We start from the raw sequence: 15,885 nt of genomic DNA on the forward strand, positions 1-15,885 counted from the left end.
TTCCGCGGGGTCAATTCCGCACAGTGAGTGTGATTATCTTTCGCTGAGCGCGCATACGCAGCGTGCGGGGGTGGGGCCCGAGGGCCCCAGGGCCTTGGCGCGGCCAGGCCGTGTGAGGGGAGACGACCACATTGAACGGGCAGCCGATATCGGGGACATCGGCCGGGGCGGACAGCGGGCGGCGCGGACGTGGGGCCACCGGACTGCTGGCCCTGGTGCTGGGTGCGCTGCTGTTGCTGGTGACGGCGTGCGGCGGGGGAGACGACGCCGGCAGCGCGGGCGAGGACCGCAAGGGCGGGGCGAAGGTCGATGACACCACGGCCTCGCAGGCCGTGGTGACCGTCGCACCGAAGGACGGGGCGGACTCCGTCGCCACCAGCGGGGCGCTGAAGATCTCCGCCGCGCAGGGGAAGCTGACGACGGTCAAGGTCGCCGGCCCCAAGGGCGTCGAGGTCGAGGGCAGGATCGCGGCGGACGGCACGAGTTGGACACCGGACCGGCACCTGGCCGCCGCGACCAAGTACACGGTCCACGCGGTCGCCAAGGACGCCAAGGGCCGCGAGTCGGCCAAGGACACCAGCTTCACGACGCTGGTTCCGCAGAACACCTTCATCGGGCAGTACACCCCGGAGGACGGTTCCACGGTCGGCGTCGGCATGCCCGTCTCGATCCACTTCACCCGCGGCATCACCGACCCGGCCGCGGTCGAGAAGGCCATCAAGGTGACCGCCGAGCCCTCCGTGCCGATCGAGGGCCACTGGTTCGGCAACGACCGCCTCGACTTCCGCCCCGAGGACTACTGGGCCGCGGGCACCAAGGTGACCGTGAAGCTCGACCTCGACGGCGTCGAGGGGCGTCCCGGCGTCTACGGCAAGCAGGCCAAGACGATCGCCTTCACCATCGGCCGCAAGCAGGTCAGCACCGTCGACGCGAGCACGCACCGGATGAAGGTCGTCCGTGACGACAAGCAGATCAAGGACATCCCGATCTCGGCGGGCGCCCCGGCGACCACCACGTACAACGGTCGGATGGTCATCAGCGAGAAGCTCAAGGTGACCCGGATGAACGGCGACACCGTGGGCTTCGGCGGCGAGTACGACATCAAGGACGTGCCGCACGCGATGCGCCTGTCCACCTCGGGCACCTTCATCCACGGCAACTACTGGGGCGCCTCCGGCATCTTCGGCGCGACCAACACCAGCCACGGCTGCGTCGGCCTGCAGGACGTGCGCGGCGCCTGGAGCAAGAAGACCCCGGCTGCCTGGTTCTTCGACAACTCGCTCATCGGCGACGTCGTCGTCGTGAAGAACTCGAAGGACAGGACGATCCAGCCGGACAACGGCCTGAACGGCTGGAACATGTCCTGGTCGGAGTGGACCAAGTAGCTCCCGACGTACCTGACACGGACGGGCCCGGCGCTGTGACCAACAGCACCGGGCCCGCCGTCGTTAGCGCCGGTTAACCTGCCTCTCATGACCGCAAATCTCGAAGTGACCGACGGTGTCGGCACGATCCGGCTGGACCGTCCGCCCATGAACGCCCTGGATGTCGCCACCCAGGACCGGCTGCGTGAACTCGCCGAGGAGGCGACCCGGCGCGAGGACGTGCGGGCCGTGGTCCTCTACGGCGGCGAGAAGGTGTTCGCGGCGGGCGCGGACATCAAGGAGATGCAGGTGATGGACCACGCGGCGATGGTCGTACGGTCCAAGGCGCTGCAGGACTCCTTCACCGCGGTGGCCCGGATCCCCAAGCCCGTCGTCGCCGCAGTCACCGGCTACGCGCTGGGCGGCGGCTGCGAGTTGGCGCTCTGCGCCGACTACCGGATCGCCGCCGACAACGCCAGGCTGGGCCAGCCCGAGATCCTGCTCGGGCTGATCCCCGGCGCGGGCGGCACCCAGCGCCTCGCCCGGCTGATCGGCCCCTCCCGGGCCAAGGACCTGATCTTCACCGGCCGTCACGTGAAGGCCGAGGAGGCCCTGACGATCGGACTGGTGGACCGCGTGGTGCCCGCCGCCGAGGTGTACGAGCAGGCGCACGCCTGGGCCGCCGGGCTGGCGAAGGGGCCCGCCCTCGCGCTGCGCGCCGCCAAGGAATCAGTGGACGCCGGCCTGGAGACGGACATCGACACCGGGCTCACGATCGAGCGGAACTGGTTCGCAGGTCTGTTCGCCACCGAGGACCGGGAGCGCGGAATGCGCAGCTTTGTGGAAGAGGGCCCGGGCAAGGCCAAGTTCCTCTGACTGGAAGTCAGTTGGGCACAGACTGACGCGGGTTCATCCGTGCGGGCGGATTGGCTGGGCCTTGAGGGAGCCTTGAGGCCCAGCCCTCCGAAGGGGCTGGCAATCCCGCTCGGACGAGGTATCCATGCAGGTCAGCCGGGGTGCGACGAGCCTCATTCTGCCAGTGGCATATGCCTACCGATCTCTGCGGAATGATGCATTCCGGGGTGCGGATTCCGTTGGAACGGCCCCGGAGGGCCCGCCTTGCGGCCATGATGGTGTGCATGGCGGGCCTGGAGGGTGTGGAACAGCCGCGACCGCACAGCGGCGCGACGGCGGCACGCTGGGTGCCGACCGTCGAGGACGAACAGGCTTTCAAAGCACTGGAGTTGTTCGGAAATCCGGCGGACGGTGAAATCCGGCTGCCCTCCCGCCCGGAGTCCGCTGCCACCGCTCGGCGGCTCACTTCCTGTGTGGTGCTGCGCCAGTGGGCGCTCTCCCCGCAGACCGCCGAATACGCCGTCCTGCTCGTCTCGGAGCTCGTCGGCAATGCCGTCCGGCACACCGGCGCCCGGGTCTTCGGGTTACGGATGCTGCGCCGCCGCGGCTGGATCAGGATCGAGGTGCGCGACCCCTCGCGCGGACTGCCGTGTCTGATGCCCGTCCGGGAGATGGACGTCAGCGGGCGGGGACTCTTCCTCGTCGACAGGCTCTCCGACCGGTGGGGCGTGGATCTGCTGCCGCGCGGCAAGACCACCTGGTTCGAGATGCGGATCTCCGACCGCTGACCCCGGGACGCACAGCAGCCCCCGGTCCGCCGTGGTGGGGCGCTTCGGGGGCTGCTGTGTGGGGGCCGTGAAATGGGGGGTGTGTTCACGGCCGCTTGTGACGACCGAGCTCGGGTCGATGCGGTCGTGTCACCGACTATGGCAGACGGGCGACCCCTGCGCCAAAGGTGCAAACGGGGCATTCGTGGAAAAAGTAGATCATTTTCTGGGTGAATCGCAGGTGTTATGGGTCACTTGCCTGGAAATCCATGAATATTTATGGGATTCGTCGAGTGATTCATTCGCACCACTCCTAATTCTAAAATGTGATTTTCGGAACATTTCGCCCCTATGGTGCTGCGTATGAACGCCTCCGACCCACCGGTGCACCGCCGCAGCGCCCTGCGCGCGGGAGCAGCGGCCGCCCTTGCCGGCGCCCTGGCCGCCGGATGCGCGGACCGCGGCGACGCCGCCGGTGCGTCGGCCAGGACCGGCACGGCCGGGGCGAGCCCGAAGAACACCCCTGCGACGGCGACCACCGGGCACCCGGCCCCGCACCCCGCGCCCGCCCCGCGCCGCTTCCCCGGGCAGCCGGCCCAGATCGACCACGGCCCCCGCGACCGCGCCCGCGTCGCCCTCACCTTCCACGGCCAGGGCGACCCCGCCATCGCCCGGACCGTACTCGCCGAGGCCGAACGGGCCCACGCCCGGATCACCGTCCTCGCCGTCGGCAGCTGGCTCGACGAACACCCCGAGATGGCCCGCCGTATCCTCGACGGCGGCCACGACCTCGGCAACCACACCCAGCGTCACCTCGACATCTCAACGATGGGCGAGGCCGAGGCGTACGCGGAGATCACCGACTGCGCCCAGCGGCTACGCCGGCTCACCGGCTCCATCGGCACCTGGTTCCGGCCCTCGCGTACCCGGTACGCCACCCCGCTCGTCCAGCGGCTCGCCGCCCGGGCGGGCTACCCGCACGTCCTCTCGTACGACGTGGACTCCCTCGACTTCACCTCTCCCGGCGCCGCGGCCGTCACCCGCAAGGTGGCCGGGGAGATCCGCAACGGATCGGTGGTGAGCCTGCATTTCGGCTACGCGGACACGGTCGCCGCACTGCCTCTCCTCCTCACTGAAATCGACCGCCGCCGACTGCGCGCGGTGACGACCACGGAGCTGCTGACCTGATGCCTCCCTCCACCAAGCTCACCGCGGCCCTGCTCGGGGGCATCCTCCTCGCCGTGCTCACCGGCTGTGGCACCCCCGCAGAGAAGGGCGCCGTCAAGGGCGCCACACCGCCCGTCGAATCGGAACGCGTCGCGCCGCCGGGCCTGCCCGGCATGCCACCGGTGCTCGACGCCAAGGACGTCTACGCGGCCGACCGGCCGGGGAAGCTCTCCCCGGCCGTCAAGGACTTCCCGTCCCGGGTGTATGTCCCCAACACCAACTCCGACACGGTGTCGGTGATCGACCCGGCCACGTACAAGGTCATCCGGACCATCAAGGTCGGCCGCCAACCGCAGCACGTCGTCCCTTCTTGGGACCTGAAGACCCTCTGGGTCAACAACGACATCGGCGACAGCCTCACGGCCATCGATCCCGCCACCGGGAAGGTGGGCCGCACGGTGCCCGTCTCGGACCCGTACAACCTCTACTTCACCCCGGACGGCAAGTACGCCGTGGTGATGGCCTCGATGGACCGCGAACTGGTCTTCCGTGACGCCCACACCATGAAGACGGCCAAGACCGTCCCGGTCAGCTGCTCGGGCGTCAATCACGCCGACTTCTCCGCGGACGGCCGGTACTTCATCGTCTCCTGCGAGTTCTCCGGCGAACTCCTCAAGGTCGACACGGCGAAGATGAAGGTCGTCGGCCAGCAGAAGCTGCCCTTCAAGGGCGCGATGCCGCAGGACGTGAAGCTGTCACCCGACGGCAGCACGTTCTACATCGCGGACATGATCGCGAACGGGGTGTGGGTGCTGGACGGCAAGAAGTTCACCACCCCGAAGCTGCTGGGCACCGGCAAGGGCGCTCATGGCCTCTACGTCAGCCGCGACTCCAAGGAGATGTACGTCTCCAACCGGGGTGAGGGCTCCATCTCGGTCTTCGACTTCGGCCGGCGCGAGCTGGTGAAGAAGTGGCACCTGCCGGGCGGCGGCAGCCCCGACATGGGCGGAGTCTCGTCGGACGGCAAGGTCCTCTGGCTGAGCGGGCGTTACAACTCCGTGGTGTACGCGATCGACACCGCCACCGGCAAGCAGCTCGCCCGCATTCCGGTGGGCAGCGGCCCGCACGGACTCGCCGTGTACCCGCAGCCGGGCCGTTACTCGCTCGGCCACACCGGCGTCTTCCGCTGACCGCCCGAAGTCAACACTCCGCCTGACACGCTCGCCTTCGGGTGACGCTCCAGGGCCCGGCGTCGCACTGCCGAGACAGTGACCGTCATGATGATCACTTCTCGTCTGCGGCGTCGGGCCGCTTTCGCCGTTATCGCGTTCTCCGCCGTACTCGTCCCGGCGGCCGCCACCGAGGCCGCCCCCGCCGCCGCTCCCGCGGCCGTCGCGTTCAAGCCGGGTGGCTGCCCGGTCGTCGCCGACCATCTGTTCGCCGCCGCCGACCCGGTGGAGATCCGCCGGATCACCCCGCGCCCCTCCTGGCGGGACAACTGCCGCCAGCTCTACCGGGCGGACGGCCGGGGCCCGCAGGCCATCTTCGACGAGGGCTTCCACGCCAGGGACATCGTGTACGGCCAGTACGACCTGGAGAAGTACGTCCTGGTCAACCAGCCTTCGCCGTTCGTCTCCACCACGTACGACCACGACCTGTACAAGCGCTGGAAGAGCGAGTTCAACTACTACATCGACGCTCCCGGCGGCATCGACGTGAACAGGACGATCGGTGACACCCACAAGTACGCCGACCAGGTGGAGGTCGCCTTCCCCGGTGGCGTCGACCGCACGTTCATCGTCGGGGCGTGCCCCATCGACCAGGCGACCAAGACCGAGATCATGAACAAGTGCGTCGACAACCCGCACTACAAGCCGTGGCGCAGCTGATCCGCTGAACCCTCTACCCCGCGACGAACAGGGCCTCCGAGCCCACCGGCCGGTAGCCCGCCGCCTGGAACGTCCGCACACTGCGGGCGTTCCCCGGCGACTGCTGGGCCCACACCACCGAGTCCGGAACCAGATGCCGGGCCGCCCGCGCGAGCCGTTCGCCCAGCCGCCTGCCGCGCGCCTCCTCGGCCACCTCGATCGCCGTCTCCCAGCGCCCCGCGACTCCCCGGCCCAGGATCACCACTCCGCCGTCGGCGGACCACACCCGCACCTCGTCGCGGTACTTCATCGCCCGCGCCACCCGGGGATGTTCCGGGTCCTCGATCTCCCGCAGCGCGATCTCCGGCTCGCCCGGCAGCGCGTCCGCGACCGTCAGCAGATCGATGGTGTTCATGTGCCGGCGGCTCCGGGCCAGCAGCGCGCCCAGGAAGTACGGATTCATCGTCGCGGCGAGCGCGTCGCCGGGGGTGGCGGCCAGCACGGCCCGCACCCAGCCGGGATCCTCGTCGGTGAACACCACCGAGTGCGCGGTGAATGCCAGCACCCCCGCGTCCCGGACACCGGGCTGTCCCACCACGGTCGTTGCCCCGTCCGGCGGGGGAAACCTTCCGCGCGCGGCGGCCGTCAGGATCCGTGCCAGTGCGTCATCCATCGGTGTCCCGTCCCCGGTCCGGACCGGGGCCCGCCGGGCGGCGGACCCCCACCCATGATCGACGACCGGCCGCCGCGACCGCCAGCCGTCCCGCCCGTTAATCTGACCCCCGTCAGTCAGACACTGGTCAGGCTCTGATCAGGCAGTGGTGTGGCATTACGAAGGGGCGGAACCGTGGCGGACATCGAGTCGGCGCGCAAGGCATTCGAGCGGTTCGATCTGAACGGCGACGGGCTGATATCGGCCGCCGAGTACAAGAGCGTGATGGCTCAGCTCGGCGACCCCTACGTCACCGAGCCGGTGGCCCAGGCCGTCATCAACTCGCACGACGCCAACGGCGACGGGCTGCTCACGTTCGACGAGTTCTGGGCGGCGCAGAACAAGAACTGATGGCCGGGAGGACCCCCGGCCGGCGGGCCGGGGGCCGCGGAGCACACTGTCGTCCGCGGTGTGCCTGCCGGTGTCAGGCGTTCCTCCGGTACGGTGCCCAGCCGCGCAGCTCCTCGTCGCGCGGGACGCGCACCACGGCCGGGGCTCCCGGGCCGAAACTCATCACCGGGCCGGACGTGTCCCAGGCCGGCCGGCCGAGGTCGCCGGAGGCGGCGAACCGTACCCACGCCGCGTGCATCGATACGTACCGGTCCGAGGGCACGTCGATCCGGAACCGGGCGTTCCCGTGCTCGACCCGGATGGCACCGAGCGGGTACATCAGCAGATCACGCCGGGGTGTGGCCGACCGTCCGAGGAGAGTCCTGGCGGGAGGGGCCTGGAGGCGGCGCGGGGTCCGGGCCTCCGCCCCCCACGCGCCACGCCCCGTCGGACCGGTCGGGGCGACCGGTCGAGGCTGCCTGTCGAGACGGCCGGTCAGGGCGACCTGTCAGGGCCACCGGTCAGGCGGCGAAGTACCGTGACAGCGAGTCCCGTTCGTCGACCTCCACGAGATCCGGGCGGGTGTAGCGCTCCGCGCGGGCGTGGTAGTCGAAGTCGCCCCGCACCAGCCCGCGGTAGTCCTGCACGCACCGCTCCAGCGCGGCCCGGGTACGCCCGTGGATCCCGGCCGCCTCGATCTCCTCGACCAGTTCCTTCTCGGCACGCTGCACCCGTTCCGCTATCTCCGCGAGCTGCGCCCCGGCTTCGTCGACGGCCTCCTGGAGGGTGAATCCGTGGTCGCGCTGAATGAGCCGTACCGCATTGTGCTCGTAACCGAGCAGTGCCTCCTTCTCGAAGGAGCAGATGTCGTTGCAGAGCCCCGAGTGATCGGTGACGGCGTTGCGCAGAGCGATATACGCGGGAAGGCTGCGGGCCGATTCCGGAAGGTCGATTCCAGCGGTGATCTCATGGAGATCCAGGAAGGGCTGCATGGCCACTGATTCCCGGCGGTGCTTCACGAATTCGGCCCTGGTCGGCACCTTTCCGGCGGCCCGCTCCACGGCCTCGGCGTAATACGTCCACAGCCAGGCGACCGTGTCCCGCCGGAACTGCCGGATCCAGCGCGGCGAGCGGTCCCGGTACGTCCGGTCCCGCAGTCCTACGAGCGCGTACTCCATGGCGCCGCGCGGCTGTTCGCCGTCGAGCACCGCCACCAGTCGTTCGATCGCCGCCTCGCACATGCGGGGATCGCGTCCGGCGGGTCCGTCGTCGAACTCGTCGTCGACGAGGAAGGCCCAGAAGAGCCACTGGCAGAAGAGATCGAGATGCTGCTGCGAAGCAGCGGGAAATATGAGGGATATCCAGAGTTCGGGCCTGGTGCGGATCATCTTCTTCCGGGCCGTCGGGGAGAGCGCGAGGCCATTGGAATCGGCCCATTCCCATGCGGCCCTCCTGGTCTCCTCGATGCCCGGATTGCATCCGGTGCTCTGGAACGGCATATGAAACTCTGGCAGCGCAATCTGGCTCATTGGTGCCCCTCGTCGAGACGATGCGGATGAACGATACGAACGGGGATCTGATCGAATTCACGCGTCGGCGCCAGTACACACAAGGGGACGCGCCGCCCGTTTCCGCCCGGCGTCGGCCGAAGGGTCACCGTGCGAGGTATGACGGTCATCCCTGGTCACTCTCCTCCGCCGGGCATCGGGGCATCGGGGCCGGGCTCGGGGCCCGCGGTGGCAATCGCCCTTGGCTCAGGACGGCGGCATCACCATGCGTGACCCCCAGTCAACCGCCCGTGGGCGAAGGGGGGAAGGTGCTTGTGACCGAAATTGTGTGATCGTCAGGAACGAGTGAACATCCCTGAGTAGTTGGTGACCTCTCGGGACGATCACCGTGTCGATCGCTGGCGGCCGCCACGGACTGGCCGGTTCGCGTCAGGCGGTCCGCGTCCGGTGGTCCGTGTCCGGCCGGTCTGTTCGCCTCGGGCGCGCTCAAGATGCCGCATCAGCCGCTCGAAGTCCCTCGAAGCTCGGCGAAACGTCCGATGCGCGGCGATTCATGCGGGGTCCGCGTCCTTCTCGAGGATGAGGGCGATGGCGCCGAGCCCGGGCTGCTGCTGGGCGGCGAAGGCGTCGCTGAAGTAGTAGCCGGGCCCGTCCACGGTGCCGACGACGGTGAACTGCTCATGGTCCTGGGTGATGTTGACGGTCAGTTCGCTGCCGACGGCCGCGTCCGGCGCGCGGTCCACGACGACCTCGTCGGCGCCCTTCGGGGCCCGGCCGTCGACGAGCTCGTACGGTCCATCCGGGCGCCGGCCCCAGCCGTGGCCGGACTCCAGGGCGCCCTCGTCGGTGACGGGCTTGCCGTCGCGGATGGCCTGGGTGCAGAAGGAGCGGTCCACCACCGCGGCGGTCACGCCCGGGACCTCGGCGAGCCCGGACAACAGCGGCTCGGCCTCGGCCGTGCTCCACGGCATGCGGTCCTCGGGGCTGCCGTCGGCGTCGACGGCCTGCTGGTGCAGGGCCAGGGCGGCGGTGCTCTCGTAGCGGTGCTGGGCCCCACGGTCACGGGGCGCGGATATTTCCACCGGGCCGGACGTCGGCATCCGAACCTGCCCGCACAAGGCACATGGGTGGAGGAGGGCGTCACCGGGCCTCTGACAGATCCGCGGAGAGCTGCACGGCCCCGGTGCAGGCCAGTTTGTCTGCCACCTCGACGCACGCCTCGGCCCCCTTCGGGCTGGTCGCGGGCAGCATCGGGCTGCTTTTGCCGTGCGTCACCCTGTCCCGGCGCGAGGCGAGCAGCTCGTCCGCTCCAGACCGGATCGAGACCTCCAGGGCGCCGCCGCGCGCGTCCGTCTCCACCTCGGACCAGACGGTGGAGCAGGACGGGCTGAACCGGAGCCGTACGACGTAGGCCCCCTCGGTGACGGTGCTCTCAGTGCGGGCATCCCGGTCGCAGCGGGAGGAGCCCGGATACTGCCCCCGGCAGCTTTCCTTGCGGCAGGACGCCGCCTGCCGCTCCGGGCTGCCGCCCGACAGGGCCGGGGCGCCCACGATGAAGGCCACGGCGCCCAGCGCGGCGGAGACAGCCAGCACGACGGCCGTCCGCAGCCGTCGCCCCCGGGCAGCCGCAGCGAGGGGCAGCCGCGGCGCAGGGGGCTGGGGCGCCGCGCTCAGCGGTCTGGTCTCGGCCCGGCAGGCGTTCTCCCACAGCGCGACCAGCGGCGCCATCTCCGTGCCCCCGAGTCGCCCCAGCGCCTCGACAGCGGTACGCGGCGGGAGCTTGACGCCGTTGAGATAACGGTGCCATGAGGACTTGCTGTGGGCGGTGCGTGTGGCCAGCGCGGCCAGGCTCAGCCCGGTCTGCTGTTTGAGGTCGCGCAGCCGCTCCACCAGCAGCAGCCCGTCGGGGCCGAGCGAGTCGGGCAGATGCTGCGGGCGAGCCGTCGCTTGCTCCTTCATGCCGTTCCCAGTCCTTCCATCCGCCATCCGGTTCATCCCGGATCGCGTGATGTGTGCCCTGTGGTAAGGGCGGCCACACGCACGGCCGAAGTCATCGGGCGATCGGCTTGTAGTACAGAGAGAAGGCGCGGTCCGAGGGCGGGCCCTGGGTGAAGCCAAGGCATAGCCAGGGTCCGCCCCGGCGCAGCACAGCCAGGCCCTCCGGCTCGCGCGGGTAGAGCCCCCTCGCAGTCTGGTCCAGCACCTGTTGCACCACGCGGCCGGTACGCACGTCGATACGGAACAGGCGGACGTCGCCGGCCGAGCCGGCGGGGTTGCCGGCGCCGTATCCGTGGCCGAGCAGCTGGTAGGCGTACGGGCCGTACAGCGCCATGCCCTGGAGGGGGATCCCCAGTTCGGCGCCGGGCTGAGCGAAATCGGCGACCGGCCGGAAGTCCCCGGCCGCGAACTGTTTGAGCCCGTACACCCCGTAGCGCGGTGTGCCGCCCACCTTGTACCGCAGCAGCAGCCGGTTGTGCGCCGGGTCGAGGGCCACCTGGTTACTCGTGGAGCCGGGGAGCGGGCGATGCGTGGCAATTCTGCGGTCACCGCGGGTCAGCACCCGGCCCGCGGTGAAGGTGAAGCGGCAGATGCCACGGCCGTAGCCGGAGGCCGGCTTCGCGTCCCACTCCGTCCACAGAGCGCCCGCGCGGCGGGCTGTGTCCTCCACGCCGAGGCCGCTGCCGTGGCCGAAGCCCAGCAGGTACATGTGGCCGGTGAGCGTGCCGCCCATGGTGAGCCGGTTCAGGCACATGTCGCCGCGGGCCGCGCGCTCGGCACGGGTGTACGGGCGCGGCTCGCCCGGCAGCCGGACGCCGCCCCCCATGACCTGGAGCGCGTACATGTGGCCGTGCCGCTCGTCGAAGGCGAAGGACTGCAGCACCGTGGAGTGGTGCAGCCGTACACCCCGGAGCCACGGCTTGCCCGCCGACGCCAGGCCGGCCGGCTGAGCCTTCGGCCGGGCTTCTGCCCTGCCGACGGGCAATGTGGTGGCCAGTGCGACCGCGGCTCCGAGGCCGAGGACGGCTCTGCGGCCCGGACTGGATGGAGGGGAAAGGGACATGGTGTTCTCCTCGCTTGCTCGATGGCCTCGTGGAACGGGCCCGCCCGCCCCGGGAGCGGGACGGGCGGGCACAGTGACTCAGCACCAGGGGACGGCGCTCACGTTGCGGACGTAGCGGGCGGAGACGTAGCCCTTGTGGTGGGAGAGCTTGTACCAGCGGTGGTTGCCGCGGACGTTGCTCCCGTGCTTCTTGCAGGGGATGTGGACCGTGCCGCCGGGACGCAGCGAACCGATGACCCGGTAGCCCGTGCCCGGGCCGGAGCGGATCCTGAGCGGCATGTGGCGGGTTACCACGCGGCCCTGTACGTAGCCGGTGCGGGTAACGGGCCGGGTCGTGGAGTGGCTGGGCGCCCACAGCCGCGGTGGGTCCGTGCGTCGGTGGGGCATCTGCTGGTGAGACGCCGTGTGCCGCTGTTGCGCGGCGGCGGTGTCGGCGGAAACGACTGCAGCGGGCAACACCGCGATCGCCGCAATCGCGGCCACGAGGCTGCGCTGGATCGTGCGATTCATGGGCTCTCCTATGAGGGTGTCTTCAGGATCGGCTGAGCGAGACCCTGTGTCGCTCAGCGTTTCCTGGCCCTCGGACAAAGATTCCGTCCCACGCGTTTCCGGGAGAAAGTGGGACGTCCCACCGAGGGGATCAACCCCATTTCCGGCAGGCTGCGGATGAGGGCCCCGTCAGGGTGGGCGGTGACCAGCCGTTCGATCTCGTCTTGGCAGCGCTTTGAGGCGGGCCTTGCCGGCTGCCGGTTCGTCGGCGGGTTCGCGGATGAGTTCGGCGGTGCGCCGTTCGCCGGGAAGCGCGACGTGGCGGGCCTGTGCGGAGTTCACGGCGGCGTCCGCCAGGGCCTGCGCCACGGTCTGCTCGCTGACGCCGTGCCCGCCCAGGCAGTCGGCGATGCGGGTGGTTCCGGCGCGCCGGATCTCGCTCGCGGTGACGTTTCGGCCCAGCAGGATGAGCCCGGACTTCGTCGTGGGGTCCACGACGCGTTTCAAAGCGCCACCGGCAGCCCTCTCAGCGGCCGGCCGGGCCGGACGTTTTCGGGCGACGGACCACGAGGCACGAACAGGCCAACCAGCCCCAAGTGCTCTGATCAGGCAGAACATCACTCGGCAGCACGCCCGGGCACCATGCGACCTGATCGGTCACGGTCTCGTAATGCGTAGCTTTCACTCCTGGCGACGTGCACCGACCGCACACCACGTCTCGAGGTGACGTCGTGGGCGCCCGGTCACCCCGGAGGCCGCCGCATCCCAGCCCCCGGGAGCGAGGCGTCCCTGGGACATCCTCGGGACTTCTCAGGGACTTTCACCTCTGTCCGAGGAAGATTCCAGGGACTTTTCGCTACCTGGGCAGGGAAGGCCCTGACAGCGTTGAAAGGCAGGAACGCGCTGTTCAGGGCCCATCCTGTCAGCACTCGATGATGTTCACCGCGAGACCGCCACGGGCCGTCTCCTTGTACTTCACGCTCATGTCCGCGCCCGTCTCCTTCATGGTCTTGATGACCTTGTCCAGGGAGACCTTGTGGCTGCCGTCGCCGCGCAGGGCCATCTTCGCCGCGGTGACGGCCTTGACCGCGGCCATGCCGTTGCGTTCGATGCACGGGATCTGGACGAGACCGCCGACCGGGTCGCAGGTCAGGCCGAGGTTGTGTTCCATGCCGATCTCGGCGGCGTTCTCGACCTGCTCGGGGGTGCCGCCGAGGACCTCGGCGAGGGCGCCGGCGGCCATCGAGCAGGCGGAGCCGACCTCTCCCTGGCAGCCGACCTCGGCGCCGGAGATGGAGGCGTTCTCCTTGAAGAGCATGCCGATGGCTCCGGCGGCGAGGAGGAAGCGGACCACGCTGTCCTCCTTCTCCGCCTCGGTGGCACCGCCGGCCGCGAAGTTCATGTAGTAGTGCAGCACGGCCGGGATGATGCCCGCGGCGCCGTTGGTGGGGGCGGTGACGACCCGACCGCCCGCCGCGTTCTCCTCGTTGACCGCCATCGCGTAGAGGGTGATCCACTCCATCGCGTGGGTCTGCGGGTCGCCCTCGGCGCGCAGCTGGCGGGCGCTGTTCGCGGCGCGGCGGCGGACCTTGAGGCCACCGGGCAGGATGCCCTCGCGGGACATGCCGCGCGAGACGCAGGCCTGCATGACGCGCCAGATGTCCAGCAGACCCGAGCGGATCTCGTCCTCGGTGCGCCAGGCGCGCTCGTTCTCCAGCATCAGCGAGGAGATCGACAGTCCGGTGTCCTTCGCGAGCCGCAGCAGTTCGTCGCCGGTGCGGAAGGGGTGCTTGAGGACGGTGTCGTCGAGAACGATCCGGTCCTCGCCCACCGCGTCCTCGTCCACGACGAAGCCGCCGCCGACGGAGTAGTACGTCTTCTCCAGGAGGGGGGCGCCCTCGTGGTCGTACGCGAAGATCGTCATGCCGTTGGCGTGGTACGGAAGGGCCTTGCGGCGGTGCAGGACCAGCTGCTCGTCGGCGTCGAAGTCGATCTCGTGCATGCCGAGCAGATTGATCCGGCCGGTGGTACGTATGCGCTCCACCCGGTCGTCGGCGGACTCCACGTCGACCGTACGGGGCGACTCGCCCTCCAGACCGAGCAGGACCGCCTTGGGGGTGCCGTGGCCGTGACCGGTCGCGCCGAGGGAGCCGTACAGCTCCGCGCGTATGGAGACGGTGTGGGCGATCAGGCCCTCGTTCTTCAGCCGTCGCGCGAACATGCGGGCGGCGCGCATCGGGCCGACCGTATGGGAGCTGGACGGGCCGATGCCGATCGAGAACAGGTCGAAGACCGAGATGGCCACGGGTGACTCCTAAGGGTTGGTAGACGCCGTTGTCTGCCGGGTGGTGCGGTACGGACCGGTCGGCCCGAAGAACAGCGGGACAAGGGATGGGGCACCGCGCTCACTGCCCAGTGTGCGTGGTGCCCCGCCCGAAAGGTGACGAAGTGTGTCCGGTATTACTCCCGGGACGCCCCTCGTTCCGGACTGCTAGAGGCCGGGGTACAGCGGGAACTTCTCGGCCAGCGCGACGACGCGGGCCTTCAGGGCGTCCGCGTCGTAGGACGGCTTGAGGGCCGACGCGATGATGTCCGCGACCTCCGTGAAGTCCTCGGCCTGGAAACCGCGGGTGGCCAGGGCCGGCGTACCGATCCGCAGACCCGAGGTGACCATCGGCGGCCGCGGGTCGTTCGGGATGGCGTTCCGGTTGACCGTGATGCCCAGCTCGTGCAGCCGGTCCTCGGCCTGCTGGCCGTCCAGCTCGGAGTTGCGCAGGTCGACGAGGACCAGGTGGACGTCCGTACCGCCGGACAGCACGGAGACACCGACCTCGGTGACGTCCGGCTGGACCAGGCGCTCGGCGAGGATGCGGGCGCCGTCCAGGGTGCGCTGCTGGCGCTCCTTGAACTCCTCGCTCGCCGCGATCTTGAACGAGACCGCCTTGGCCGCGATCACGTGCTCCAGAGGACCACCCTGCTGGCCCGGGAAGACCGCCGAGTTGATCTTCTTCGCCAGCTCCTGGGTCGACAGGATGACGCCACCGCGCGGACCGCCGAGGGTCTTGTGCGTGGTGGTCGTGACGACATGGGCGTGCGGCACCGGGTTGGGGTGCAGACCCGCGGCCACCAGGCCCGCGAAGTGCGCCATGTCGACCATCAGGTACGCGCCGACCTCGTCCGCGATGCGGCGGAAGGCGGCGAAGTCCAGCTGACGGGGGTACGCGGACCAGCCGGCGACGATCAGCTTCGGCTTGGACTCCTTGGCCAGGCGCTCCACCTCGGCCATGTCCACGACGCCGGTCTCGTCGACGTGGTACGGGACCACGTTGTAGAGCTTGCCGGAGAAGTTGATCTTCATACCGTGGGTCAGGTGGCCGCCGTGGGCCAGGTTCAGGCCCATGATCGTGTCGCCGGGCTTCAGCAGCGCGAACATCGCGGCGGCGTTGGCCTGCGCACCGGAGTGCGGCTGGACGTTCGCGGCCTCGGCGCCGAACAGCGCCTTGATGCGGTCGATGGCGATCTGCTCGACGACGTCGACGTGCTCACAGCCGCCGTAGTAGCGGCGGCCGGGGTAGCCCTCGGCGTACTTGTTGGTGAGGACGGAGCCCTGGGCCTCCATGACCGAGACCGGAGCGAAGTTCTCCGAGGCGATCATTTCGAGGGTGGACTGCTGGCGGTGGAGCTCGGCGTCGACAGCGGCGGCGACGTCCGGGTCCAGCTCGTGGAGGGAGGAGTTGAGAAGCGACATCAGATGGTCCCTTGGG

17 protein-coding genes are annotated in these 15,885 nt (G+C 69.8%); 7 read left to right on the plus strand and 10 right to left on the minus strand.

Features of this window, described 5'->3' with window-relative positions:
• Positions 1 to 131 precede the first annotated feature (131 nt).
• The 6 genes from ACFU8Q_RS02970 to ACFU8Q_RS02995 all read left to right on the plus strand — a co-directional run bounded on the left by ACFU8Q_RS02970 (position 132) and on the right by ACFU8Q_RS02995 (position 6,042).
• Entirely contained in the window at positions 132 to 1,385 is a 1,254-nt protein-coding gene (locus tag ACFU8Q_RS02970) for an Ig-like domain-containing protein (protein ID WP_384447060.1), read from the plus strand.
• An 87-nt stretch (positions 1,386 to 1,472) separates the two neighbouring features.
• Positions 1,473 to 2,240 (plus strand): enoyl-CoA hydratase/isomerase family protein, encoded by a 768-nt coding sequence (locus ACFU8Q_RS02975; RefSeq protein WP_384447062.1) that lies wholly within the window; start codon positions 1,473 to 1,475, stop codon positions 2,238 to 2,240.
• A gap of 251 nt (positions 2,241 to 2,491) precedes the next feature.
• Positions 2,492 to 3,007, plus strand: coding sequence for an ATP-binding protein (locus ACFU8Q_RS02980; RefSeq protein ID WP_384447108.1), 516 nt, complete (start codon positions 2,492 to 2,494; stop codon positions 3,005 to 3,007).
• A 342-nt stretch (positions 3,008 to 3,349) separates the two neighbouring features.
• A complete protein-coding gene (locus ACFU8Q_RS02985) occupies positions 3,350 to 4,174 on the plus strand; it encodes a polysaccharide deacetylase family protein (protein ID WP_384447064.1) in 825 nt (274 codons plus the stop codon).
• Positions 4,174 to 5,343 (plus strand): hypothetical protein, encoded by a 1,170-nt coding sequence (locus ACFU8Q_RS02990; RefSeq protein ID WP_384447066.1) that lies wholly within the window; start codon positions 4,174 to 4,176, stop codon positions 5,341 to 5,343. Before ACFU8Q_RS02985 ends, ACFU8Q_RS02990 begins: the two co-directional genes overlap by 1 nt.
• Before the next feature lie 90 nt (positions 5,344 to 5,433).
• Positions 5,434 to 6,042: an ADP-ribosyltransferase gene (locus ACFU8Q_RS02995; protein WP_384447109.1), complete on the plus strand. Its 609-nt coding sequence runs from the start codon at positions 5,434 to 5,436 to the stop codon at positions 6,040 to 6,042.
• Between the two features lie 13 nt (positions 6,043 to 6,055).
• Here ACFU8Q_RS02995 and ACFU8Q_RS03000 read toward each other — a convergent pair whose 3' ends face one another.
• On the minus strand, positions 6,056 to 6,694 hold the full coding sequence (locus ACFU8Q_RS03000) for a GNAT family N-acetyltransferase (RefSeq protein WP_384447068.1): 639 nt from the start codon (positions 6,692 to 6,694) through the stop codon (positions 6,056 to 6,058).
• Positions 6,695 to 6,868: 174 nt separating this feature from the next.
• Here ACFU8Q_RS03000 and ACFU8Q_RS03005 point away from each other — a divergent pair, with 174 nt between their 5' ends.
• Positions 6,869 to 7,084, plus strand: a complete 216-nt coding sequence (locus ACFU8Q_RS03005) for an EF-hand domain-containing protein (RefSeq protein WP_384447069.1) — start codon at positions 6,869 to 6,871, stop codon at positions 7,082 to 7,084.
• A gap of 73 nt (positions 7,085 to 7,157) precedes the next feature.
• Here ACFU8Q_RS03005 and ACFU8Q_RS03010 read toward each other — a convergent pair whose 3' ends face one another.
• The 9 genes from ACFU8Q_RS03010 to glyA all read right to left on the minus strand — a co-directional run bounded on the left by ACFU8Q_RS03010 (position 7,158) and on the right by glyA (position 15,869).
• Positions 7,158 to 7,403 carry a hypothetical protein gene (locus ACFU8Q_RS03010; protein WP_384447071.1) on the minus strand — a complete coding sequence of 82 codons (246 nt, stop codon included), beginning with the start codon at positions 7,401 to 7,403 and terminating at the stop codon, positions 7,158 to 7,160.
• Positions 7,404 to 7,584: 181 nt separating this feature from the next.
• Positions 7,585 to 8,562, minus strand: a complete 978-nt coding sequence (locus ACFU8Q_RS03015; protein WP_384447110.1) for a terpene synthase family protein — start codon at positions 8,560 to 8,562, stop codon at positions 7,585 to 7,587.
• 560 nt (positions 8,563 to 9,122) lie between these two features.
• Positions 9,123 to 9,653, minus strand: coding sequence for a hypothetical protein (locus ACFU8Q_RS03020; protein WP_384447073.1), 531 nt, complete (start codon positions 9,651 to 9,653; stop codon positions 9,123 to 9,125).
• A 58-nt stretch (positions 9,654 to 9,711) separates the two neighbouring features.
• On the minus strand, positions 9,712 to 10,530 hold the full coding sequence (locus ACFU8Q_RS03025; protein WP_384447075.1) for a DUF2690 domain-containing protein: 819 nt from the start codon (positions 10,528 to 10,530) through the stop codon (positions 9,712 to 9,714).
• A gap of 91 nt (positions 10,531 to 10,621) precedes the next feature.
• Complete coding sequence (locus tag ACFU8Q_RS03030) at positions 10,622 to 11,632, minus strand: teichoic acid biosynthesis protein C (RefSeq protein WP_384447077.1); 1,011 nt, start codon at positions 11,630 to 11,632, stop codon at positions 10,622 to 10,624.
• Positions 11,633 to 11,710: 78 nt separating this feature from the next.
• Entirely contained in the window at positions 11,711 to 12,142 is a 432-nt protein-coding gene (locus tag ACFU8Q_RS03035; protein WP_384447079.1) for an SH3 domain-containing protein, read from the minus strand.
• 168 nt (positions 12,143 to 12,310) lie between these two features.
• On the minus strand, positions 12,311 to 12,616 hold the full coding sequence (locus ACFU8Q_RS03040; RefSeq protein WP_384447081.1) for a hypothetical protein: 306 nt from the start codon (positions 12,614 to 12,616) through the stop codon (positions 12,311 to 12,313).
• A gap of 427 nt (positions 12,617 to 13,043) precedes the next feature.
• Positions 13,044 to 14,426 carry an L-serine ammonia-lyase gene (locus tag ACFU8Q_RS03045; RefSeq protein ID WP_384447082.1) on the minus strand — a complete coding sequence of 461 codons (1,383 nt, stop codon included), beginning with the start codon at positions 14,424 to 14,426 and terminating at the stop codon, positions 13,044 to 13,046.
• Positions 14,427 to 14,612: 186 nt separating this feature from the next.
• Positions 14,613 to 15,869 (minus strand): serine hydroxymethyltransferase, encoded by a 1,257-nt coding sequence (gene glyA / locus ACFU8Q_RS03050; protein WP_384447084.1) that lies wholly within the window; start codon positions 15,867 to 15,869, stop codon positions 14,613 to 14,615.
• Positions 15,870 to 15,885 lie beyond the last annotated feature (16 nt).

This window comes from Streptomyces sp. NPDC057543, assembly GCF_042801895.1.
Lineage (GTDB): Bacteria > Actinomycetota > Actinomycetes > Streptomycetales > Streptomycetaceae > Streptomyces.